Origin of the sequence: Phytopseudomonas daroniae, assembly GCF_004327275.1 — a bacterium.
In the GTDB taxonomy this organism is placed as follows: Bacteria; Pseudomonadota; Gammaproteobacteria; order Pseudomonadales; family Pseudomonadaceae; genus Aquipseudomonas; species Aquipseudomonas daroniae.
Window position 1 is genome coordinate 61,686 of the sequence record NZ_QJUJ01000009.1, and the last position, 23,069, is coordinate 84,754.

Consider the following 23,069-nt stretch of genomic DNA (forward strand, 5'->3'; position numbering starts at 1 on the left):
GAACGGGCGTGCGCGTCGTTCAGCCCGGTAGTTTGCCGGTGTAGTTGGCTCGCTGACGGGCTACCGGCAACTGGCACTGTTCACTGGCATGGGCGATCCAGCCGATTGCGCGGGCTATGCCGGCCAATGCCAGTTCCTCGCCGACGAGGTTGCATTTTCTTCCCACGAAGCTGGCAAGCAGAACGAACTCCGGCGGTTTGCCCACCAGCTCGTCGACCACCTCTGCGGCTTTCTGCAGGTTCTGGAACTCCGGGTCGGCGTCGAACACTTCCACCAGTGCGCTCATGAGGTTGCCCACGCGCGGATCCACCATCTTGTGGGTGGAGTGGTTGAATCCCGGGATCTCACCGCTCTGGCTGAAGTACTGCAGTATCGTCGGGGTGGGGTTCCTGGCGGTGCATATCTCGGTCAGCAGCCGGTTGGCTGCCTGATGCCTGCTGTAGGCGGTTCGCCTGCCCTGATAGGTGGTAAGCCCTGCGATCGCCGCGTAGTAGGGCGTCACTCCCGTTCGCGCTGCAGCACGGACGCTGTAGGTGCAGTGGTCGAATTCGTGGTCGATGAACAGCACCAGCAGGCGCCGGAGCAGATCCCGGTACGCCGGATCCACTCCCAACCCTGCGCTGAGGAACTCGTGCAATGGTTGTGTACTGGGAACGCCCTGGCCGGTAATGAGCGACGCCAGGATACGCACCACGTCGGCACCCGTGCGGGCATAGGCATCAGGGGAGAGGTCGAAGGCGCGCGGGTTTTCGTGTTCGACCAGCGGAAAAAGCGCGATGGCCTTTTCCGACACGCTCATGTGCCGGTACAGCTCGAGCAGCGCCTGCGTGCTGGCGGGCATCGTGGGGAGTGCTTTCGAGAAGGCGCCCGGTGACTGCCAGATGAGTTCCGCGGCCTGTTCGACGGTCGCGCTGTCGGCCAGCTCGGTGGCGCTCACGCCTCGGTAGTAGACGCCATTGTCCGTCAGCAGGGTTATGGCACTGCTCTGGATGCCCAGGTCGAGCTCGGGTTGTTCGGCGACCTTGGCCCGCCGTTCGCCCTTAGCCAGCCTTTCGATATCCGCTGCCCAGTAGCGCCGTTTGCGCGACCCGTCGACTTTCACGGAGCGGATGTTCTTGCGGCTGACGTAGGCGTAGAGGGTCGGCAGATTCACGCCGAGGCGGCCAGCCGCCTGCTCGGCCGTCAGGTACAGGTGTTCGTCGCTCATGGAAAGCCGCTCCCGCTGGTGAACCAGATCCCGGGTTTCAGGTATTGGCGCTTATAACATGCATGTATTAATTCAGTAAATATGCATGTTTAAAATCAAGATTTACGAAAAAAACGTCAATGTGTACCGTTGTGCCGTGATCGCTGAACAGGTCACCTACCTCTAAAAATAAGAAAGGACAATGAAATGGCTTGGATTGGTTTCGCGATGGTCATTACGTTCATGGTGTTGATCATGACCAGACGATTGTCGGCGGTCGTGGCGCTCATTCTCGTTCCGGTGGTGTTTGGGTTAATCGCCGGCTTGGGCAGTGGTATGGGCGGCATGATCATGGATGGCATGCGACAGGTCGCGCCGATCGCGATCATGCTGGTATTTGCGATACTTCTTTTCTCGATCATGTATGACGCTGGGCTGTTCGAGCCGCTGGTCAGAGTGATCACGCGCTTTGCTGGGCATGATCCCTTGCGCATAAGCCTGGCGACCGCATTTCTAAGTGCGGTGACCTCGCTCGATGGCGACGGAACCAGCACTGTACTGATCGTGATGACGGCATTCCTGCCCGTTTACCTGCGCATTGGAATGAACCCGCTGATCATTGCGTTGCTCATCCTGCTGACCAACACCATGATCAATATCATTCCCTGGGGCGGTCCTACTGCTCGCGTAGCCAGTGCCCTGCACCTGGACGTGATGGACGTTTTCGTCGGCCTGATACCGGCTGCCCTTTTGGGCCTTGTCTACGCCACGGGCGTGGCGTGGTGGCTGGGCCTGAGAGAGCGAAAGCGGCTGGGCTGGGAGCCAGGAAAAGACATGCTGGTGGCTGATGCGGACGTGAAGATGCCTGAGGTGGGTAGTAGCCATCAACGCCCGAAGCTCGTTTGGATCAATCTGTTTCTTATGCTTGGAATGGCGGGTGCCATGGGAACCGGGTTGGCGCCGTTGCCGGTGGTCATGGTGGTTACTTTCGCCTTGGCGCTGGTTATCAACTATCCGCAGTTGTCCGAGCAGAAGAAACGTATTGCCGCACACGCCGAAAACGCCGTTACGGTTGCGACCCTCATCTTCGCTGCTGGTGTATTCACGGGCATTCTTACCGGCTCGGGCATGGTGGACGCAATGTCCCAGTCATTTGTCTCGATCATTCCGGATGCGGCAGGCAGTTATATGGCGTTGATCACGGCCTTCGCCTCGCTGCCTTTTACCTTCTTCATGTCCAATGATGCCTATTTCTTCGGCATTGTCCCCATCTTGGCGGCAGCCGGTGCGGAATATGGTGTAGACCCCATTCATATCGCGCGGGCTTCAATGCTCGGCCAGCCCGTCCATGCGCTCAGCCCGCTGATCGCTGCCATTTATGTAATAAGCGGCTTGCTCAAGCGAGAAGTTGGCGAACTTCAGAAGTTTGCATTGTTGCCAGCGGTCGGGGCGTCCCTGGTATTCATCCTCGGCGCCTTCCTGAGCGGGGCGATTTCCTAACCATTCATGGTGAACCAATGTTGTATGCGGCCGGCGATTGATTGCCAACTGCAGTGAACTCCTGCGTGAACAATAAATATAAGGAACAGGACGTGAACAATAAAAAGACGATGTTTCTGGTGGCTTCGTTGTTGGTAATGGGGGCGCAGGCCAAGGCGTTCGCTTCCAATATCCATGATTACAACAGAACCAATAACGAGGGTAAGTTCAATCTCTACCTGCGCGCCGTACATATCGATACGCGGATCGAAAATGGCCTCATCGAGGATAACTTCGGTAGTTTTCCGTTCGGTGATCGCCTTGGTGGTACGGCGCTTGGTTTAGTGGCGGACTATAACTCCGGCTATTGGCGCGACAGCATCGGCTTCGATGCCTCGCTTTACGGTGTGGCGAAGCTCGATGCGCGGCCGGAAAATCGCGATCTCTTCGACGACACCTCGGGCGACAGCGAAGGGTTCGCGAAGTTGGGCCAGGCGAACCTCAAGTTGCGCCATGTCGGTGACAACTGGTTCGCCCTGCTTCAGGCGGGCCGCGGGCGGTTCGATGCCGGTACGGTGGTGACGCTCGACACCAGAGCCGTGCCGGGCAGTCTCCAGGGGGCGAGGGGGCAGATTCAGGTCAATGGCCTGGATATCGGCCCGTTGCCGGGCGTATTGAACGTCGATGCCGCGTACTTCAATAGAGTGTCTCCGCGAGACAGGGAAGACTTCGAACGCATTGTCAGTAACAGTGGATTTGAAGTAGACGATATCCAGACCTTCAGTATCGGCTATGACGCCAAACTCTTCGCATTGAAATTCGCCCAGGGCGTTGCCAAGGATTTCAATCGCAATACCAGTTATGCCATGACACTGCGTGCGCCGCTCGGAGAGCGCGGCGGTGTGATCTTCGAGACCCAGTATTACGATTTCCGCAGCGACGGCAGCATCTGGGAGCGCGACTGGCTCGACGGTACGGCGGGTTATGACGACAAGGCAAGTTGGCTGAATCTCAATCTTGGAATGCAAGTCGATCGGTGGAGCGTCGGCCTTTCCTATTCCAAGACCCGCGCCGAATTGAGCAATGGAAGACTGGGTTACGCGTTCTTCGATCACGGTGAAAACGTCGATGGTTTGATGGATGCCTGGACGCGTTCGGGTAACGACTTCAATAACGACGATGAACGAACCTGGCAGATAGCCGCTAAATACGAGTTCGACGGCAAATCCATCGCCGGACTTTCGCTGGATGGCTTCAACGTGATGGCCTTGTTCAAACGGGGTCGCTTCGATGCGACCAACCCGTTTTCCGGAATGACCACCGATGTTCGCGAAAGCCAGACCGAATATCGCCTGAATTACCGCTTCGAAGAGCCCGATTACCAGGGTTTGTCAGTGGGAGTCATTTATACCCGTTACTGGATTGACCAGGACTTCGTTGCCCTGGTGTCGGCCCAGCCAAATAACGTGGTGAACGGAAAGGAACTCAGGATGTATGTCGATTACGCCTTCTAACCTCGACGGCCTTTCAGGCTCAAGTTCAATAGTGGTGCTGATCAATGAAAAGAAAGTCCGTGGTGATAACGCCCAAGTTTATTGATGATTCAACGATCCGCTTTCTGGAAGCCCATGATTGCGAGGTTGTGGTTGCCGAGTTTGCCGACGGCAGAACGGATGCCAATGCCACGGAGGAGGAGTTGATCTCGCTCCTGGCGCATGCCGATGCCTGGATAGTCGGCCATGCCAGGGTGACGCTGAGTCTGCTGCAGTCGCTGCCCCGGCTCAAGGTCTTGGCGCGTAGAGGCGTGGGCTACGAACGGATTGATCTCGACGCGGCGGTAGACGCCGGTAAGTTCGTGACCATCGCCGCTGGCGGCAATGAAGAGAGCGTTGCCGACCACACGCTGGCGCTGATGCTCGCTGTTGCCCATCGCCTTCGAGAGTCTCAGCAACAGCTCCTCGATGGGCCCGGTTCGATCCTGATCGGCCACGACCTTTATGCCAAGACAGTCGGAATAGTCGGGCTAGGCCGTATCGCCCGGCAGGTGATCAAGCGCTTGCGAGCATTCGATACGACCATCCTGGTGGCGACTCCGCAGCCCGCCATTGCGGATGCGGGCATCGAGTACGTCGACCTCGAGACGCTGCTGCAGCGCAGTGATTTCGTGTCCGTTCATGCGCCGTTGAAACCCGACAACAGGCACCTGATCGACGCGCGCCGACTGACGTTGATGAAAAGCAGCGCTTTTCTGATCAACACCGCGCGCGGTGGATTGGTTGACGACCGTGCGCTGCTGGCTGCGCTGAAAGAAGGACGACTTGCCGGGGCAGGGCTCGATGTATTCGAAAGCGAGTCGGATCCAAGCCTGGCAGAGGTGACCAAGGAGCTGGTGCGCCTTCCCAATGTGGTGGCAACGCCGCATTCGGGAGCCTCGACCCACGAAGCGTTGCAACGCACCAATGCCATTGCGGCGAGTTGCGTCGTGGCGCTGCTCGCCGGCACGCAGCCTCCGCGAGGATGCCTGGTCGCTGAGCCTACGCAATCGCTTTCGTGAATCCATCTTCTAGCGAACCGGACTTTTCCGGAGCGCGCAAGCGCGTGCCCCATCAAGCGAGAAAGAGAGAAACCTCAATGACAGACACCATGAAAGATACGATCAAAGTAATAGTGCCCTGCGGCTCCCTGGGCGCTGGCGTGCGTGAGGAGGAGATCGCCTACGGGCTGGCGCGTGGCGCACAGGCGATCGCCACCGATGCGGGCTCTACCGATAGCGGTGCGGCCTACCTGGCCCTGGGCAAATCGAAGAACAATCGGGGAGCGGTCAAACGCGATCTGTTGATCCTGATGAAGGCCCACGCGGATACGGGGATTCCCATCATCATCGGCACTTCCGGGCAGGCCGGCGGTGACCTCAATCTGGCCTGGACACGCGACATCGTGCTGGAGGTGGCTGGTGAATTGGATATCGCGCCGAAGGTCGCACTGATCCATTGCGAACAGGACAAGGAGACGATCAAAAGACTGAACGCGCAGGGCCGCATCACCCCGCTTGCACCTTCGCAGGCGCTGGACGACGCCACGATCGACTCTTGCGAGCATATCGTCGCTGCCCTTGGCGTGGAGCCCTTCGTGGCCGCTCTCGAAGGTGGTGCTGACATCATTCTGGCCGGCAGGGCCACCGATACTGCGGTGATCGCCGCTTTTCCGATCTGGAAGGGGGCACCCTGGGGCCCCTCCTGGCATGCCGGGAAGATCGCCGAGTGCGGGGCGCAATGCACCGAAAACCCCACTGCCGGATCCGGAGTATTGCTCAGCATAGACCGCGACGGTTTCGAGGTGGAGCCGCTGAACCCCGGCAACCGCTGCACGCCCCAAAGCGTCTCCGGGCATATGTTGTATGAGAACAGCGACCCGTTCCGCCTCACCGAACCCGGTGGCGTACTCGACGTGGCAGAGGCCGAGTATCGGCTGCTCGATGAGCGAGTGGTCAGGGTGACGGGCTCACGCTGGGATGCCAAACCCTACACCATGAAACTGGAGGGCGCGGCTGCGGGCCAGTACCAGACGATCATGCTGGTGGGCGTGCAGGATCCGGATGTGCTCGCCGATATCGATGGGTTCCATGATCGCTTGCTGGAAGCCCTGTATGCACGTACGCGTCAGTGCATTCCTGCCCAGGAGCTCGGCGAGTTCCATATCTCGCTGCGCATGTACGGCTGGAACGCCGTTACCGGGCTCAGGCCATCGGCAGGCACGGCAACCCCTCCTGAAGTGGGAATCCTGTTCGTGTCGACCGCCGCCACCCAGGAGATGGCCAATACCATCGCCCACGCCTGCAATCCGTACTTTTTCCATTATCCCAGCATCATGGGCAAGGAACTGCCTTCTTACGGTTTCGCTTTCACACCCGCCGATATTCCGCGTGGCCAGATATACGAGTTCAAGTTGAACCATGTGGTGCAGCTGAACGATCCCTTCGAGCTGGTCAGCACCGAGTGGCTGAACCCGGCTGAAGCCAACCATACCCAGGAGAAGAACCATGCCTAAATTGCGCGAAGTGACTCGCTACATCAGGTCGAAGCAGGCGGGCCCGTTCTGGATCACCTTCGACATCTTTTTCGACAGCCGCGAAAGTTTCGACCGTTACCACGACAGTGAAGCCCTCTCGACCGAGGGGTTCGCCAAGCTGTACGGGGCCGACCCTGCCTTCGTAAAACGCATCCCGGTCGCCCAGCTGGAGATGATCAAGATCTCCTATCCCAGGCAGACCCCGCAGGGCGGAATGGTCGAGCGGGATATGCATGCCGGGCAACAGTACGTCCGGCTGCTGGATGTCGCTGTCGATTAGACAGGGATTCACCTCTCGTTGTGCGGGTTACCGGTGCAAAGCGCAGCCCGCCAGAGGGGGCTGCCGTGCCGGGAATCCGCCCCTGGCAAGAGGGTGAGCGCGTGCAAGTAGATCAACCTGTTTCGCGGGCAATTTCCGGCCCGCTTTGAATCGAGAGGGCATCATGGGGGATATCACCCTAGCGAAGCGTATCGCCAGGTACGCGTATGAGTTTCCCATCACCGGTTACCCGGACGATCTGACCACCACTGTGCGTAATCGGGTGCTGGACAGCCTTGCCTGCATAGTGGGCGCCTATGGCGCGGATCCCGTTCAGGCCAGCGTCGCCTATGCCGCTTCCGTGCGCAGTGGGGAGGCGGGCGTTTTCGGTACGTTTCTGAAAACCACGCCTGAATGCGCTGCCTTTGCCAATGGCGTCATGGTGCGCTTTCTCGATTACAACGATGGCTACATGGGACTCGAACCGGGGCATCCGAGTGACAACATTCCCGCCTGCCTGGCCGTTGCTCAGGCGGAAAAGGCGGGGGGACGCGAGCTGATTGCTGCCATTTTGCTCGCCTACGAAATTCAGATGCGCTTGCAGGATGCCGCCAGCTTGAACAGGAAGGGCTGGGATCATGTGAATTACATCAATGTCTCGATGGCCGTGGCGGCTGCCAAGCTGATGAAGCTGACAGAGCAGCAAATCGAGCAGGCGATCAATATATCGTTGGGCGGTCATCTTGCGATGCGCCAGGTGCGCTCCGGAACCCTGTCCGACTGGAAAGGCTGTTCGGCGGCGAACGCGGCCCGCAATGCAATATTCTCCGCGCAGATGGCACGGCACGGGATGACCGGGCCATCGCCCATATTCGAAGGCGAAATGGGCTTTCACAAACAGGTCACCGGGGATTTTTCGCTCGATGTGGCCAGCTTCGGCTCGCTCATCAATGACGATTTTGCCATCAGGCGCTCCCTTACCAAGACCTTCCCCACCAACGGAGAGCTGCACACCGCCGTATGGGCGGGCATTGAACTCAGTCAACGCATAGGCGACATATCCGCGGTCGACTCCATTCGTATCGAAACATCCGAGTTCAACAAGCGTGTGCTGGCCGATGGTGTGGATAAATGGCGGCCTCGTACTCGAGAAACCGCCGACCACAGCTTGCCTTACAACGTGGCGCGGGCATTGATCGATGCGGATATTTCTATCGAATCCTATTCGCTCGAGAAGATAACCGATCCACTGGTTACCAGGCTTATGGAGAGAACCACGGTTACCGAGGATCCGGTGCTTACCCAGCTTTTTCCAAACCATTTGGCCAATCGGGTCATCGTGAAATTGAGATCCGGTGAGGAGCTCGTCAGCGAGGTCATTACCGGGCCTGGGTCAGTCGAGACGCCCATGACCGAAGCGGACTTCGAGAACAAGTTCCGCAAGATGGCTGCTCCACACCTCGGCAAGGGAGCGCAGCAGGGTGTTCTTGCTTTCGTTTCGACCCTCGATCAGCAAATCGGATACGACGCACTGTTCGCAGCGATGGCGCGCGCAGCGAAGGACGCATGCCCATGAGCAACTGCGATGAAAATGCCAATTCCGGGCAGGCCGAGACGACAGCGCCTGCGGTTCACCCGGACGTCACCAGGGTCGTCTCACGCTTGCGTGACGCCGGGCTGACGCCGCCCGCTGACGGCGATGTAGCAAGCATCCGGGATTATCTGCAGCGCATGACCTCATACCTGGCGGCGAGCAGCGTACCGCTGGAGTGCGAGCGTCTGCTCGATTTCATGGCAAATGGGCGCCGGGTGCCCTGCAAGCTTTACTGGCCTGACGGCAGCGACCCACCCGGTTTGATGTTCTATTGCCATGGCGGCGGTTTCCGGTATGGCTCACTGCCGGGGTGGGACGCTCCGCTCAGACAATTGGTGCGCGAAAGCGGTGTGGCGATCCTTTCTGTGGACTACGCATTGGCGCCGGAACATCCATTCCCGGCGGCATTCGAGGAGGTTGTCGCTGTCGCGAAGCAGGTGATCGACATGGGTACGGTCGCCGGTTTCGAAATCGGTCGGTTCGCATTCGGCGGCGACTCAGCTGGCGCCAACCTGGCGCTGGGAGCGACGCTCGCGCTACGTGAGTACGGCGTGAAGGCGCTGGATCATCTGCTGCTGTTCTATGGGGTGTATTCGAAAGACACCACGTCGGAGTCGTGGAGACGCTGCAGCAATTTTGCTGGCTACGGGCTTTCTGCCGATTCGATGCGCGGCTATTGGCAGAGCTACCTACAGCACGACCAGGCCGACTGGCGGGTTCAGCCTCTGCATGCGGATCTGCATGGGTTGCCAACCACCCGGCTGGTGGTGGGTGACCTGGATCCGCTTCTGGATGACAACCGAGCGCTGCAGCGCAAGCTGGAGGCCGCCGGCGTGGAGGCGCACCTGACCGTCGCCCCTGGAATCATTCATGGGGTGCTTCGTTTCAATGAGTGGGCCCAGGTGGTACGCGATCTGATCCGGGACGAAGGTGCTGTGCTTTCCAGGTCGCTGCTGAACAACCTGCCTGGCGCTGGCGGACGGACGGAACCACGGCCCTAGTGCCGAGCTGTACTGCGTTCAGGTCGGCTAAAGGAAAGGGGCAGATTCATTTTCCGGCCAGGAAAGCCGGCCAATGAATCCCCTTTTTCCACGTAATGGCCCTGGCTGCTACTTTTGAAATGTGTGGCAAAGACCAATCCCTGCATCGATGACCTGGATCTGCGCGAATCGCACCCGGCGGGATATGCGCCGGCCCGAGTGGCCATCCCATGGCCAGTATTCCGTTCGTCAGAAATGCCTCGGCAGCATGGCGAAGCGCGGCATTGCGGCCGCTACACATGCGAGTCTGGTTTGGCTGGGAAGCCTTGATAAGAACTCTGAATGAGCCTGCCGATTATTAGTCTGACTGTCGAACCACCAGATAAGGAAGCGACACAGATGGCCAACTTTCTGAAAGCCGACCCACAGGTGGTGCCTCGTATCGTCGACGAAATGGAGCGAGAGGGTTACTCCGTTATCAAGGGTTTCCTGACCGAAGAGCAACTGGAAGCAGCCCGCAAGCATGTGAATCACGAGGTGGCACGGCATGACCACGAGTATTTCGCCTTGCAGGGCCAGGACGCGGTGAAGGGCAGCATCTTCGAGGAGATGAGCGTCTCGCCCCAGGTGATGGATCTGTTCCAGCAGATCTACCAAGCCGGGGTCGGCCAGCCACCGCGCTCCCCGGATATCTTCCCGGCCTTGCGTTGCCTGCAGGGCAAGACCGGCAAGCGCGAGTCCTATTATTTCCACTACGACGCCGCAGCGCTGACTGCGCTGATCCCGCTCGTTACGCCCACCGAGGGGCGCTACTGCGGGGATTTCATCTTCTTCCCCAACCTGCGCAATATCCGTTCGAATCTGTATTTCAACATTCTGGAAAAGGCGGTCATGCAGAATACGCTGACCCAGAAGCTGATCACCTTCGCCGTCAAACGCGACTGGCTCAAACCCGTGAAGATCAAGATCGTGCCGGGCAATGCCTATTTTTTCTGGGGCTACCGTTCACTTCACGCCAATGAGCCCTGTGACCCGAAAGCGCTGCGCTCCACTGTATTGCTGCATTACGGCGAACCGCACAGCCGCGAAAACCTGGCCTCGCGGCTGTTCCTGGGCTGGAACTTCCGCCGCGCACGGCTCAGCAATGAGCGAACCACGCGCAAGGACGGGGGCTAACCGGAGGGATAGACCACGATTATTTCGTGCCATTCGTGGCCTGTCTCCACATGCATTTCCCTAGAGCCTGATCAGGCTTTTTGTTTTTGCTGGGTGGGTGTTATCTGGCTTGCTGCAGGGCATTTGCAAAAGCGTTCTGCTCTAAAGAACCTGTTCACGATCTTTGTGTGCATAGCAGGAGCTCGTATTCCTATAGATCGTCGGCAATAAGGCGTAAGCAGACGTAGGGTGGATGACGCTCTTTTCATCCACCATTGCGATCACAGAGCGGTGGACGGGTGAAGCGTCGTCCACCCTACGAAAGGCCGCTTCCGCCACTTTGCTGTCATTGCACGTGGGATCTCGTCGAAAGAACATGAGCAGGCTCTAAGTACTCGATCAGGAACTATCCGGTCGACTCTTTTTCAGCACGTCCAGTCGTTGATGGATGCGGCTCAGAAATCCGACTTCGAAGGCGCGCTTTTCTATTGCGCTTTGGCACAGCTCGCGTTCTGCAATCAGTCTGCTCCAGAGCCAGCCTCCACCTGTGTTGTCTAGCCAGGCCTGTGCGGCGCGCACGCTTTGATTGAAGGCTGGTCGGCAATCCTTTGCCCAAGTGATTGTCAGGCCTGGATGGCCATCGTTGGAGGGCAGGGTAGTGGTCGAGCCTCTAGCCATGGTCGTTCCCTCCCCGCGTTTCCGACAGCGCGCGGCGATAGAGCACTGTCAGTTCGTTGAGCAGTTCCTGTGCTACCACGCAGGTCAGCCTTACCCTTAACGAGTTCGGTCGTTCTCGTTCTTTTTGGGCGAGCTCTTTGAGCAACTCGCCTAAAAGCGCAGCACGCAGCTCTGCGTCGGCTTGGGCGTTGCGAGGCTGGAAGTTGGTGCCCGAAATAGGGCTTGGGCGTTTGGGGAAGTTGAGTACACGGCCGAGTAGATTAGCCATGGGGCACCTCCAGGATGGAGGTCAGTAGGCCGTATGGGCGAGCAGGGTGGTGCCCTGGCGTAAAAGCTGGATGGCGCATTTTCCTTATGCTCCCTGGTTTGATTAAGGAGCTGCCGCCGATCATTCTGACTCGATTTGGGTGGCAGACCGTACGGGGGTCAGAAACCGGAAACCAAGGGAACCGGCCAGGCCGAAGCCTGCCCCGCACGGCCTGCCATAAAGACGCAATAGCGAGCACCAACGTGCTCACTAGGCTCATAGCGCTAGTGCGTTCCTGGTTTTGTCGGGTTCTGACGCCCGGCCGCGGGATAGACCGCGACCGGCGCACTCTAGCTCGCAGGATCAGCGATGGCAACCTCGCAACTCGCCAATCAATTACCTGCTTACGTCACACGCAGTCGTCTCCCTCTGTCATCATTCGCCCTCTGAATTTGCACACCCAGGAACCCCATCCATGTCGGCGCTGAACCCCGGTCTGATCGTGATCCATGGCAATCGCCTCGAGGAACTGAGGGCGTTGGCGGTGGAGTGGATGCGCCGGTATCCGTTGCGGCCGCTGGAGAACGAGGTGCTGCTGGTGCAGAGCAACGGCATCGCCCAGTGGCTCAAGCTGGCGCTGGCCGAGCAGGAGGGGTGCGGCATCGCCGCGGCCACGGACGTAAGCCTGCCGGCGCGGTTTCTCTGGCAGGCCTATCGCAGCGTGCTGGGCAGCGAGGCGATTCCCCAGCAGTCGCCGCTGGACAAGGCGCCGCTGACCTGGCGGTTGATGCGCCTGCTGCCGAGCCTGTTGAGCGAACCCTGTTTCGCGCCGTTGCGGCGTTTCCTGGCGGACGATGCCGACTTGCGCAAGCGCCATCAGTTGGCCGAGCGCCTGGCCGATCTGTTCGACCAGTACCAGGTGTACCGCGCCGACTGGCTGGCGGATTGGGCCGAGGGCCGCGATCAGTTGCGCACGGCCCGCGGCGGTGTGCGCGAGCTGGACGAAGCCGCGCTGTGGCAACCCTTGTTGTGGCGTACTCTGCTGGCGGATGTCGGCGACGAGCACCTGGCCCAGAGCCGTGCCGGCGTGCATCCGCGCTTCGTCGCCAAACTGGCGGAGCTGGATACGCCGCCGCGTGGTTTGCCCCGCCGGGTGACCGTGTTCGGCATCTCCTCGCTGCCGGCGCAGATGCTGGAAGCGCTGGCCGCCATGGCGCGCTTCAGCCAGGTGATGCTCTACGTGCACAACCCGTCCCAGCACCACTGGGGCGATATCGTCGAAGACAAGGATCTGCTGCGCCACGAGTACCGTCGGCACAAGCGCAAGGCGAGCGGGCAGGCGGGGCAAGCCGGCCAACTGGGGCTGTTCGACGCCGTGGAACTGCATCAGCACGGCCAGCCGCTGCTGGCATCCTGGGGCAAGCAGGGGCGCGACTACATCAACCTGCTGGATCAGTACGACGAGCCGCAGCGCTACCGTGAGCAGTTCGAGCGCATCGATCTGTTCAGCGCGATGGGCGAAGAGCGGCTGCTGGGGCAGTTGCAGAACGACATTCTCGACCTGCGCCCGGTGGAGGAGAGCCGCACTCACTGGCCGGCGGTCGACCCACAGCACGATCATTCGCTGCGCTTTCACGTCGCCCACAGCGCCCAGCGCGAGGTGGAGGTGCTGCACGATCATCTGCTGGCGGCGTTCAGCGAGGATCCGACGCTGCGCCCGCGGGACATCATCGTCATGGTGCCGGACGTGAACACCTATGCAGCGCATATCCGCGCGGTGTTCGGCCAGTTCGCCAGCGACGATCCGCGCTTCATTCCCTTCACCCTGGCGGATCAGGGCCTGCGCGGCAAAGAGCCGCTGGTGATCGCCCTGGAGCATCTGCTGCGCCTGCCGGACAGCCGCTTCAGCGTCAGCGAGATTCTCGACCTGCTGGATGTGGCCGCGGTGCGCGCGCGTTTCGCGATTGCCGAAGACCAGTTGCCGGTCTTGCGCCGCTGGCTGGAAGGCGCCGGTGTGCGCTGGGGGTTGGATGCGCAGCAACGCGAAAGTCTTGGTCTGGGCGCCGGGCTGGAGCAGAACAGCTGGCGCTTCGGCCTGCGCCGCATGCTGCTCGGTTACGCCGTGGGCGGTGCTGGCGCGCGTGCGGGGATCGAACCCTATGACGAGATCGGCGGTCTGGATGCCGCGCTGATCGGCCCGTTGACGCGCCTGCTGGATGTACTGGAAATCCATTGCGACAGCCTGGCCGAAACGCTGCTGCCGGTGACCTGGGGCGAGCGCCTGCGGGCCCTGCTGGAGGACTTCTTCCTGCCTCAGGACGAGCGCGACGAGGTGTTGCGCAACCAGGCCCAGGATGCCCTGGAAGGCTGGCTGGAACTCTGTGATGCGGCAACCCTGGAAGAAGCCCTGCCGCTGGCCGTGGTACGCGAGGCCTGGTTGGGCGGGCTGGATCAGGGCGGCCTCAGCCAACGCTTCCTCGCCGGGGCGGTGAACGTGTGCACGCTGATGCCGATGCGCGCCATTCCGTTTCGTCACCTGTGCCTGCTGGGCATGAACGACGGCGATTACCCACGCAGCCAGGCGCCGCTGGACTTCGACCTGATGGGCGGCGACTACCGCCCCGGGGATCGCTCGCGCCGCGAAGACGATCGCTACCTGCTGCTCGAAGCACTGCTGGCGGTGCGCGAGCGCCTGTATATCAGCTGGGTGGGGCGTAGCATTCGCGACAATACCGAGCGCCCGCCTTCTGTACTGATCGGCCAATTGCGTGATCACCTGGCCAGCGCCTGGCGCCTGGCGGACGACGGCGATCTGCTCCACGCCCTGACCACCGAACACCCACTGCAACCCTTCAGCCGCCGCTATTTTTCCGGGAGCGGGCCGCTGTTCAGCTATGTGCACGAGTGGGCCGCCTCGCACCGCGCGCCTGTGGCGCAACCAGGCGAACAGCCTCTGGGCGCTTATCTGGCGGATGCCGCGTTCAACCTGGAAAAACTGCAGCGCTTCCTGCGCGACCCGGTGAAGCATTTTTTCACCGTGCGCCTCAAGGTGCATCTGGACGAAGCCGAGCAGGCCGAGCTGGATGCCGAACCCTTCGCCCTCGATGGCTTGCAGCGCCATCAGATTCAGCAGGAACTGCTGCAGGCCGCAGCCCTGGCGCTGGAAGAGCATCAGGGTGTCGATGCGGCGCTGGCAAAGGCCGCGCGGCGCATCCAGCGCAGCGGTCTGCTGCCGGTGGCCGGTTTCGGTGATCGCCTGCGCGCGCAATTGCTCGAGCCGATGCCGGAGCAACTGCGTGGCTACGAAGCCCTGCTAGCGAGGTGGCCCGATCGCCTGCCGTCGCCGATCCGCCTGAGCTTCGCCCATGCCGGTCTGGAGCTGGAGGACTGGCTCGGCGAACTGCGCAGCGCCGGCGACGCCCTGGCGCGCCTGGAGCTGCAGCCGGGTGGCCTGAAGCGCAAGGATCGTTCGCTGAAGTGGCACCGTCTGCTCAGGCCTTGGGTCAGCCATGTGGTGGCCGCTGCCTGCGGGCATCCGCTCACCACGCTGCTGGTCGCCGAAGACGTGCGCCTGGCCTTCGAGCCGCTGGCTCAGACCGAGGGCGAGCGCATCCTGCGCCAGTGGCTGGAAGCCTACGCCGAGGGTATGCAGGCACCGCTGCCGGTGGCGATCAAGACCGCTGCGGCCTGGTTCGCTGCCGCCGAGAAGGATGCGGACAAAGCCGAGGACGCCGCGCGCAAGGTCTACGAAGGCGACGGCCACAAGACCACCGGCGAGGTGCAGCAGAGCGCCAGCCTGGCTCGCCAATACCCGGATTTCGACGCGCTGCTGGGTGACGGCCAGTTCCCGCATTGGGGCGCCTTGCTCTACAAATCGCTGCTCGATGCAGACATTGCCGAACTCAAGGACGACCAGCCATGAGCCAGCCTACACGCCCTCTGGCGCTGCGTTTTCCGCTGCACGGCAGCCGCTTGATCGAGGCCAGCGCCGGTACCGGCAAGACCTACACCATCTCGGCGCTGTACCTGCGCCTGATCCTCCAGCATGGCGGTGAAGCCGCCTTCCGCGAGCCGCTGCTGCCGCCGCAGATTCTGGTGGTGACCTTCACCGATGCCGCCACCCGGGAACTGCGCGACCGCATTCGGGCGCGCCTGGTAGAGGCGGCCACGGTGTTTCGCGGCGATGCCGAGGGCGACGCCTTGCTGGCGACCCTGAAGGCGGATTTCGCGTCCGGCGAATGGCCCGAATGCGCCCGGCGCCTGGAACTGGCCGCGCAGTGGATGGACGAGGCGGCGGTCTCCACCATCCATGGTTGGTGCCAACGCATGCTGCGCGAGCACGCCTTCGACAGCGGTAGCCTGTTCAGCCAGACCCTGGAAACCGACCACAGCGAGCTGCTCGCCGAAGTGGTGCGCGACTACTGGCGCCAGCACTGCTACCCGCTGCAGGGCCTGGCTCTCGAGTGGGTGGCGGAGAACTGGGGCGCGCCGGACGAGCTGGGTATGCGCATCCGCCCGCTGCTCGGCGAGGACGACGACGGCGCCGCCCTGGCGCTCGGCGATCTGCTGGATGGCACCCTGCAGGCGCGTCAGCGTGCGCTGATCGCCCTCAAGCAACCCTGGGCAGCCTGGGCCGACGCGCTGCAGGGCCTGCTCGACCAGGCGGCAGCCGAGAAGCAGGTCGATGCCAGAAAGCTGCAGGCGCGCTTCTACACACCCTGGTTCGACAAGCTGCGCGCCTGGGCGCTGGGTGATGACGAAGTACTGGATATCGGCACCGGCTTCACGCGGCTGACTCCGGACGGCCTGGCCGAGGCCTGGAAGGTCGGGGCGCCGCCCGCGCATCCGGCACTGGATGCCATGGCCACTCTCAAGGCGCAGCTCGACGGGCTGCCCGCACCGGGCGATGCCGCGCTGCGCCACGCCGCCGCCTGGATTCGCCAGCGCTTCGATCGCGAGAAACGCCAGCGCGCCGAGATGGGCTTCGACGACATGCTCAGCCGCCTGGACGACGCTCTGCAGGGCGACAGCGGCCCGCGCCTGGCCGAGGTGATTCGCCAGCAATTCCCGGTGGCGCTGATCGACGAATTCCAGGATACCGATCCGCTGCAGTACCGCATTTTTGACACGCTCTACCAAGTTGAAGCCAATAGATCGGATTGTGGCCTGTTTATGATCGGCGACCCCAAGCAGGCCATCTATTCCTTCCGCGGCGCGGACATCCACACCTACCTGCGTGCACGCCGTGCCACCGCCGGGCGGCATTACAACCTCGATACCAACTTCCGCTCCAGCGAGCCCATGGTCGAGGCGGTCAATGGGCTGTTCCAGTTGGCCGAGTTCCGCGAGGACGGGCAGGGTGCCTTTCTGCTGCGTGACGATCTGCCGTTCATTGCAGTCGGCGCCCAGGGGCGCAAGGAAGTCTGGACGGTCGAGGGCGAGGCGCAGCCGGCCCTCAATCTCTGGCACCTGCACAGCGACGAAGCGCTCGCCAAGGGCCGTTATCTGGACGCCCTGGCCGGCAGCGCCGCGGCAGAGATCGTGCGCCTGCTGGGGCTTGGCCAGCAGCAGCGCGCCGGCTTTCTCAAGGGCGACGAGCTGACGTCCCTGCGGCCCAGCGATATCGCCGTGCTGGTGCGCGACTTCAAGGAGGCCCAGGCGATTCGCGGCGAGCTGGCGGCGCGGGGCGTGCGCAGCGTGTACCTGTCGGACAAGGATTCGGTGTTCGCCACCGTGGAGGCCCATGACCTGCTGCTGTGGCTGCGCGCCTGCGCCGAGCCCGATCAGGATCGCCCGCTGCGCGCGGCGCTGGCCAGTTCGACCCTGGGCCTGAGCCTGACCGAGCTGGAACAACTGAACCTCGACGAGCGCTTCTGGGAGGCGCGCGTCATGCAGTTTCGCGGTTATCGCCAGCGCTGGCAGCGCCAGGGCGTGCTGCCTATGCTGCGCCAGTTGCTGCAGGATTTCGGTCTGCCGCAACGGCTGATGAGTCGCCCTGACGGCGAGCGGATTCTGACCAACCTGCTGCACCTGGCTGAACTGCTGCAACAGGCGGCTGCCGAGCTGGACGGCGAACTGGCGCTGATCCGCCACCTGGGCGAGTCCCTGGCCGGGCGCGGTCAGGCCGCCGAGGAGCAGGTGCTGCGCCTGGAGAGCGACGATGCCCTGGTGCGCGTGGTGACCATCCACAAATCCAAGGGCCTGGAATATCCGCTGGTGTTCCTGCCCTTCATCTGTTCCTTCCGCCCGCTCGACGACAAGAAACCCGTGCAGATGCATGACGGCGAGCGCCGTCGCCTGTTGCTCAAGGCCGACGAGGCCAGCCTGGCCCAGGCCGAACAGGAGCGCCTCGGTGAGGATCTGCGCCTGCTCTACGTGGCGTTGACCCGGGCGCAGCACGCCTGCTGGCTGGGTATCGCAGACCTGAAGATCGGTACCGGCAAGACTTCGCGCCTGCACCAGTGCGCCCTTGGTTATCTGCTGGGCGGTGGGCAGCCTCTGGCGCAGAGCGCGCAACTGATCGACTGGCTGAGCCCGCTGGCCGATCCACCCCGTTGCGTGGCGCTGCCCGCACCGGTCGCCAGCGAGCAGCAGTACAGCGCGCAGGACGCCGACGCCTTCGAACCGCAGTGGCGCACGCCGCTACGCCGCGCCGCCGAGCATTGGTGGATCGCTTCCTACAGTGCGTTGCGCATGCAAGAGGGCGAGGTCAGCTCGGTGGGGCGCCACCCGGTGGATCGCCATGACGACCTGTCTCCGGACAGCTCGGCTATCCAGATCGCCAGCGATGACGAGCGTCCGGCACTGGCGCTGGAACAGATCCCGGTTTCCGCCCAGGGCCTGCACCGTTTTCCGCGTGGGCCTAACCCCGGCACCTTCCTCCATGGCCTGCTGGAGATCGCCGCGGCGGAAGGCTTCGCGGCCATGGCGGCGGCGCCGGATGTACTGCGCGAGCACCTGGCGCGGCGTTGCCAGCGGCGCGGCCTGGAAACCTGGATCGAGCCGCTGTGGCTGTGGCTGCAAGGCCTGCTGGTGCAACCCATGGCGCTCGGCAATGGCCAGTCGGTGAGCCTGGCGACCCTGGGCGAGTACCAGGCGGAGCTGGAGTTCTGGTTCGAGGCCCGGCGGGTCGACGTGCTGCGCCTGGATGCGCTGGTGCAGCGCTTCGAGATGCCCGGCGTGGCGCGTCCGCTGTTGAGCCCCGATACCCTGAACGGCATGTTCAAGGGCTTTATCGACCTGGTGTTCGAGCATGAGGGCCGTTACTACGTGGTCGACTACAAGTCCAACTGGCTGGGCGCCGACGAGCAGGCCTACACGGGGGAGGCCATGAGCGCGGCCGTGGCCAGCCACCGCTACGATCTGCAGTACGTGCTTTACGTGCTGGCCCTGCATCGCCACTTGCGGCTGCGCCTGGCCGATTACGACTACGACAGGCACCTGGGCGGTGCGTTGTACCTGTTCCTGCGCGCACCAGGGGCCGGGCAGTACCTGGCACGACCGCAGCGGGCGCTGATCGAAAAACTGGATGCGCTGTTTCTCGGCGAGTCCGTGGAGGTACTGGCATGACGCCGATGCTCGACAACCGCGAAGGTCTGTTCGCCCTGCTGGCCGCCTGGAGCGAGCGCGGCTGGCTGCGCGAGCTGGATCGTACTCTGGCGCATTTCTTCGCCGAACTCGACCCCGAGGCGTCACCCCTGCTGCTGCTGGCGGCGGCGCTGGCCAGCCATCAACTGGGCCAGGGGCACGTGTGCCTCGATCTGCAGACTACCCTGGCCGACCCGGATTCGGCGCTGTCGCTGCCGCCGGAGGGCGAGGACGCCGAGGGCGTCAGCCTGCTGCCTTCCGAAGTGCTGGCCGGGTTGAGCCCGGATGCCTGGCTGGCGGCCTGCGTCAACAGTGCGCTGCTGCGTGACGCCGAGGATGAGGTCGCGCCGCTGGTGCTGCGCGGTACCTGCCTGTATCTGCGCCGTTACTGGGATTACGAGCGCAGCGTCGCCTCGGATATCGGCGAGCGCTTGCAGGCCGAAGCGGATGCACCGGCCGATCTGGTCGAACGCCTGGCGGTGTTGTTTCCCGAGCCGCTGGAGCTGGATGGCCAGCGCCTGACCGACTGGCAGAAACTGGCCTGCGCCCTGGCGGCGCGGGGGCGTTTCACCCTGATCACCGGCGGCCCCGGCACCGGCAAGACCACCACCGTGGTACGCCTGCTGGCGCTGCTGCAGGCGGCTGCGCTGGATCAGGGCGCGCCGTTGCGCCTGAGCCTGGCGGCGCCTACCGGCAAGGCGGCGGCGCGGCTGACCGAGTCCATCGGTGCGCAGGTGGCGACGCTGCCCGTCAGCGAAACGGTGCGCGAGCAGATCCCCAAGACGGTCACCACCCTGCACCGTCTGCTGGGCAGCCGCCCGGACAGCCGACACTTCCGTCATCACGCCGCCAACCCGCTGCCACTGGACGTGCTGGTGGTCGACGAAGCCTCGATGATCGACCTGGAAATGATGGCCAATCTGCTTGATGCCCTGCCGATGCACGCGCGGCTGATCCTGCTGGGCGACAAGGATCAGCTGGCGTCGGTGGAGGCGGGGGCGGTGCTGGGGGATCTGTGCCGCGATGCCGAGGCGGGTGGCTACAGCCAGGCTACCAGCGAGTGGCTGGCGCGGCAGACTGGCGAGCGGATTGGCGATGCGCAGCTGCAACCGGGTGAGCGGGCGCTGTCGCAGCATATCGTCATGCTCCGCCATTCCCGGCGCTTCGCCGGTGGCTCCGGTATCGGCCGTCTGGCGCTGGCGGTCAACCGCGGCGCGGTCATGGAGGCCCGTGAGGTGCTGGCGAGCGGTGGCACGGATCTGCACCAGCTGCGCCTGGCGGGCGAGCAGGATCGTGCCTTCGAGCGCTTGCTGCTGGACGGTCTGCCGGGCGGCGAACAGCGCCCGGTGGGCTATGCCGATTACCTGAACATCCTCCGTGAGCAGCGGCCAGGTCTGGCGGACGGTGAAGCGCTTTGGGATGCCTGGGCCGCCAGGGTGCTGGCGGCGTTCGATCGTTTTCAACTGCTGTGTGCCGTGCGCAAGGGGCCCTGGGGTGTCGAGGCGCTCAACGGACGCATCGTCCATGCGCTGCTGCAGCGTGGGCTGATCGAGCAGGAGCAGGGATGGTACGAAGGCCGCCCGGTATTGGTCACGCGCAACGACTACGGCCTGGGTTTGATGAATGGCGATATCGGTATCGCCCTGCGCTTGCCCGAGCCCGCGCTGGAGGTGGGCGGCCCGTTGCGCTCGGCGCTGCGCGTGGTGTTCCCGCGCAACGACGGTTCGGGTGACCTGCGCTCGATCCTGCCCAGCCGCCTGGGCGCCGTGGAAACCGTATTCGCCATGACCGTGCACAAATCCCAGGGCTCGGAGTTCTCCCACTGCGCCCTGGTGTTGCCGGACAACCTCAACCCGGTGCTGACCAAGGAGCTGGTCTACACCGGCATCACCCGCGCACGGCATTGCTTCAGCCTCGTCGAAAGCCGCGCCGGCGTGTTCGAAGCCGCCATCCAGCGCCGCGTCGAACGCCGCAGCGGGTTGTGGGAGCGGTTGAGCACATAGCACGCCAGTGGTGAATGGCCCTGTAGGGTGGATCGGGGCGCGTAGCTGACGCTCTTTTCATCCACCATTGCGATCCCCGCCCGGAGCGCAGTTCAAAGGCGTATCGATGTTCGCCAGCCACCATCGGCATTGAATGGCCTGGTGGGTCGGTGAAGCGTGACCCACCCTACGATCTATCTCGTAGGGTGGATGACGCTCTTTTCATCCACCATTGCGATCCCTGCTCGGAGCGCAGTTCAAAGGCGTATCGATGTTCGTCAGCCACCATCGGCATTGAATGGTTTGGTGGGTCGGTCGGGCCGCGCAGGTGAAGCGTGACCCACCCTACGAGATGCGGTAGCCCGTGGTTGAGACCGTAGGGTGGATCGGGGCGCGTAGCTGACGCTCTTTTCATCCACCATTACGATCCCCGCTCGGAGCGCAGTTCAAAGGCGTATCGATGTTCGCCAGCCACCATCGGCATTGAATGGCCTGGTGGGTCGGTGAAGCGTGACCCACCCTACGGGATTTCACGATCGCGGTTTTGTCGTTAGCCAATCACCCTGCGCAGGCGAAGCCCGGCGATCAGGCCGATGAAGCAGAATACGGCGAACAGCCAGCCGGAGGCGGCGCCGGCCATGATGCCGGAGAGCAGGGTGCCGACGGTGCAGCCCAGGGCGAGCATGCCGCCCCAGCCAAGGAGGATGCCGCCGACCAGGTTGCGCAGGGCTTCCCGGGCGTTGGGCCAGCGGGGCGCGCAGTCACCTGCGAGGAGGGCGCTGGCCCAGGCGGCGAAGACCAGGCCGAGTATGAACAGGCCATTGTTCGACAGCAGGGTTTCTTTCACCACCGTGGCGCAGCCGGAAAAGCCATCCAGCCCTTCCAGGCGCTCGGGCAGCCAGCCCAGGCCATTGGCGGCGGTGCGCGACAGACTACCGAGTTCGGCGGTTACTCCCAATGGGCCAACACGCAGGTAGGCGGCCAGGGCCAAGGTTCCTATCAGCGCACCGCCAACCCAGGTCGGCCAGCGCGCGCCGAATAGTAATTGGCGCAGACTGTTAGCAGGTCGTTGAAAAACTACCTGCGTTGCCATCGCGGCGTTAAAAACAGGCTCAAAATGCTCATGTACCGCTTGTACACTCCGCTTTTTCGCCTGTTTTTGCCTTGCGCTGGCTGCCTCGCTTACGTTTTTCAACGACCTGTTAGCCGGTTGACCGGGTTCATCGTGCTTGCGGTAACGCAGCAGCAGGTGAGCCAGGCCGCCGAGTACCGCGAGTTGCAGCAGCAGTGAGCCGCCGTAACCGAACTGCGTCGGCAGCCAGATCACCGGCGCCTCCTGGATTCTGGCCAGGTACAGGGTGTTCCAGCACAGGAAGCCGAGGAAGAAGCCGATCAGTGCACCGATCAGTGCGATCACCGAGGCCAGCGCACCTTCTCCCAGGCGATAAAGATGGGCGCTGATGCACGATCCGGAAATCGCCATGCCCAGACCGAACAGGGTGGCGCCCAGTGCCAGTACCCAGCTCAGCGGGCCGATATGGGCATCCGGTGGCAGGCGGCCGCTTGCCGGGTCGGGCAGAAAGGCGCCGAAAGCCGCGTGATAACCCAGGGTGCCGACCGCCAGGGCGGCGAGAATGCCGAGCAGTCCGCGCGGGTCGCGTCGCTCGATGAAGTCGCGGCTGACGCAGAAGAAGCAGAACCGCGAACGCTGCAGCAGCACGCCGAACAGGCCGCCGGCCAGCAGCGAAAAGCTCAGGGCTCGCCCTTCGTTGCTCGGCGTGGCCAGCAGCCAGGCTGCTATGGCCAGGGCGAAAAAGATCAGGGTGGCGCTGCCGGTGCGCAAGGTGAGCATGG

Annotated in this window: 15 protein-coding genes; 11 read left to right on the top strand and 4 right to left on the bottom strand. The window is 62.8% G+C overall.

Annotation, left to right across the window (positions count from 1 at the left end; translation table 11 throughout):
* Positions 1 to 19: 19 nt before the first annotated feature.
* Positions 20 to 1,207 carry a citrate synthase gene (locus DNK10_RS19420; RefSeq protein WP_131192694.1) on the bottom strand — a complete coding sequence of 396 codons (1,188 nt, stop codon included), beginning with the start codon at positions 1,205 to 1,207 and terminating at the stop codon, positions 20 to 22.
* 186 nt (positions 1,208 to 1,393) lie between these two features.
* Between DNK10_RS19420 and DNK10_RS19425 the strand changes: the two genes are divergently transcribed.
* From DNK10_RS19425 to DNK10_RS19460, 8 genes are all read left to right on the top strand, one after another.
* A complete protein-coding gene (locus DNK10_RS19425; RefSeq protein WP_131180444.1) occupies positions 1,394 to 2,686 on the top strand; it encodes a CitMHS family transporter in 1,293 nt (430 codons plus the stop codon).
* A gap of 92 nt (positions 2,687 to 2,778) precedes the next feature.
* Positions 2,779 to 4,179, top strand: a complete 1,401-nt coding sequence (locus tag DNK10_RS19430) for an OprD family outer membrane porin (protein WP_131192695.1) — start codon at positions 2,779 to 2,781, stop codon at positions 4,177 to 4,179.
* A gap of 44 nt (positions 4,180 to 4,223) precedes the next feature.
* The gene (locus DNK10_RS19435) at positions 4,224 to 5,219 is read left to right on the top strand and encodes a phosphoglycerate dehydrogenase (RefSeq protein ID WP_131192696.1); all 996 of its coding nucleotides are present in this window, start codon (positions 4,224 to 4,226) and stop codon (positions 5,217 to 5,219) included.
* An 89-nt stretch (positions 5,220 to 5,308) separates the two neighbouring features.
* Positions 5,309 to 6,712 carry an acyclic terpene utilization AtuA family protein gene (locus DNK10_RS19440; protein ID WP_244216288.1) on the top strand — a complete coding sequence of 468 codons (1,404 nt, stop codon included), beginning with the start codon at positions 5,309 to 5,311 and terminating at the stop codon, positions 6,710 to 6,712.
* Complete coding sequence (locus DNK10_RS19445) at positions 6,705 to 7,013, top strand: DUF4387 domain-containing protein (protein ID WP_131180441.1); 309 nt, start codon at positions 6,705 to 6,707, stop codon at positions 7,011 to 7,013. Before DNK10_RS19440 ends, DNK10_RS19445 begins: the two co-directional genes overlap by 8 nt.
* Positions 7,014 to 7,176: 163 nt before the next feature.
* Positions 7,177 to 8,568: an MmgE/PrpD family protein gene (locus DNK10_RS19450; RefSeq protein WP_131192698.1), complete on the top strand. Its 1,392-nt coding sequence runs from the start codon at positions 7,177 to 7,179 to the stop codon at positions 8,566 to 8,568.
* A complete protein-coding gene (locus DNK10_RS19455; protein ID WP_208738839.1) occupies positions 8,559 to 9,587 on the top strand; it encodes an alpha/beta hydrolase in 1,029 nt (342 codons plus the stop codon). Before DNK10_RS19450 ends, DNK10_RS19455 begins: the two co-directional genes overlap by 10 nt.
* 378 nt (positions 9,588 to 9,965) lie before the next feature.
* Complete coding sequence (locus DNK10_RS19460) at positions 9,966 to 10,742, top strand: hypothetical protein (protein ID WP_131192699.1); 777 nt, start codon at positions 9,966 to 9,968, stop codon at positions 10,740 to 10,742.
* Between the two features lie 378 nt (positions 10,743 to 11,120).
* Here DNK10_RS19460 and DNK10_RS19465 read toward each other — a convergent pair whose 3' ends face one another.
* Positions 11,121 to 11,399, bottom strand: coding sequence for a LasR-specific antiactivator QslA (locus DNK10_RS19465; RefSeq protein ID WP_131192700.1), 279 nt, complete (start codon positions 11,397 to 11,399; stop codon positions 11,121 to 11,123).
* Entirely contained in the window at positions 11,392 to 11,667 is a 276-nt protein-coding gene (locus DNK10_RS19470; protein ID WP_131192701.1) for a 2-hydroxyacyl-CoA dehydratase, read from the bottom strand. The genes DNK10_RS19465 and DNK10_RS19470 overlap by 8 nt, the downstream gene beginning before the upstream one ends.
* A gap of 454 nt (positions 11,668 to 12,121) precedes the next feature.
* On the opposite strand from DNK10_RS19470, the gene recC reads away from it, so the two are divergent.
* From recC to recD, 3 genes are read left to right on the top strand one after another with little or no spacing between them, the layout of a single operon-like run.
* Entirely contained in the window at positions 12,122 to 15,568 is a 3,447-nt protein-coding gene (gene recC, locus DNK10_RS19475) for an exodeoxyribonuclease V subunit gamma (protein ID WP_131192702.1), read from the top strand.
* Positions 15,565 to 19,215, top strand: a complete 3,651-nt coding sequence (gene recB / locus DNK10_RS19480; RefSeq protein WP_131192703.1) for an exodeoxyribonuclease V subunit beta — start codon at positions 15,565 to 15,567, stop codon at positions 19,213 to 19,215. Before recC ends, recB begins: the two co-directional genes overlap by 4 nt.
* Positions 19,212 to 21,236, top strand: a complete 2,025-nt coding sequence (gene recD / locus DNK10_RS19485; RefSeq protein WP_131192704.1) for an exodeoxyribonuclease V subunit alpha — start codon at positions 19,212 to 19,214, stop codon at positions 21,234 to 21,236. Before recB ends, recD begins: the two co-directional genes overlap by 4 nt.
* A 529-nt stretch (positions 21,237 to 21,765) precedes the next feature.
* On the opposite strand, the gene DNK10_RS19490 is transcribed toward recD, so the two are convergent.
* On the bottom strand, positions 21,766 to 23,067 hold the full coding sequence (locus DNK10_RS19490; RefSeq protein ID WP_208738840.1) for a YeeE/YedE family protein: 1,302 nt from the start codon (positions 23,065 to 23,067) through the stop codon (positions 21,766 to 21,768).
* Positions 23,068 to 23,069 lie beyond the last annotated feature (2 nt).

Excerpts from the sequence above, each read along its gene's own strand:
- DNK10_RS19420 (WP_131192694.1), bottom strand. The coding sequence starts at position 1,207 with ATGAGCGACGAACACCTGTACCTGACGGCCGAGCAGGCGGCTGGCCGC.
- DNK10_RS19425 (WP_131180444.1), top strand. The coding sequence starts at position 1,394 with ATGGCTTGGATTGGTTTCGCGATGGTCATTACGTTCATGGTGTTGATC.
- DNK10_RS19435 (WP_131192696.1), top strand. The coding sequence starts at position 4,224 with ATGAAAAGAAAGTCCGTGGTGATAACGCCCAAGTTTATTGATGATTCA.
- DNK10_RS19440 (WP_244216288.1), top strand. The coding sequence starts at position 5,309 with ATGAAAGATACGATCAAAGTAATAGTGCCCTGCGGCTCCCTGGGCGCT.
- DNK10_RS19445 (WP_131180441.1), top strand. The coding sequence starts at position 6,705 with ATGCCTAAATTGCGCGAAGTGACTCGCTACATCAGGTCGAAGCAGGCG.
- DNK10_RS19450 (WP_131192698.1), top strand. The coding sequence starts at position 7,177 with ATGGGGGATATCACCCTAGCGAAGCGTATCGCCAGGTACGCGTATGAG.
- DNK10_RS19455 (WP_208738839.1), top strand. The coding sequence starts at position 8,559 with ATGCCCATGAGCAACTGCGATGAAAATGCCAATTCCGGGCAGGCCGAG.
- DNK10_RS19460 (WP_131192699.1), top strand. The coding sequence starts at position 9,966 with ATGGCCAACTTTCTGAAAGCCGACCCACAGGTGGTGCCTCGTATCGTC.
- DNK10_RS19465 (WP_131192700.1), bottom strand. The coding sequence starts at position 11,399 with ATGGCTAGAGGCTCGACCACTACCCTGCCCTCCAACGATGGCCATCCA.
- DNK10_RS19470 (WP_131192701.1), bottom strand. The coding sequence starts at position 11,667 with ATGGCTAATCTACTCGGCCGTGTACTCAACTTCCCCAAACGCCCAAGC.
- recC (WP_131192702.1), top strand. The coding sequence starts at position 12,122 with ATGTCGGCGCTGAACCCCGGTCTGATCGTGATCCATGGCAATCGCCTC.
- recB (WP_131192703.1), top strand. The coding sequence starts at position 15,565 with ATGAGCCAGCCTACACGCCCTCTGGCGCTGCGTTTTCCGCTGCACGGC.
- recD (WP_131192704.1), top strand. The coding sequence starts at position 19,212 with ATGACGCCGATGCTCGACAACCGCGAAGGTCTGTTCGCCCTGCTGGCC.
- DNK10_RS19490 (WP_208738840.1), bottom strand. The coding sequence starts at position 23,067 with ATGCTCACCTTGCGCACCGGCAGCGCCACCCTGATCTTTTTCGCCCTG.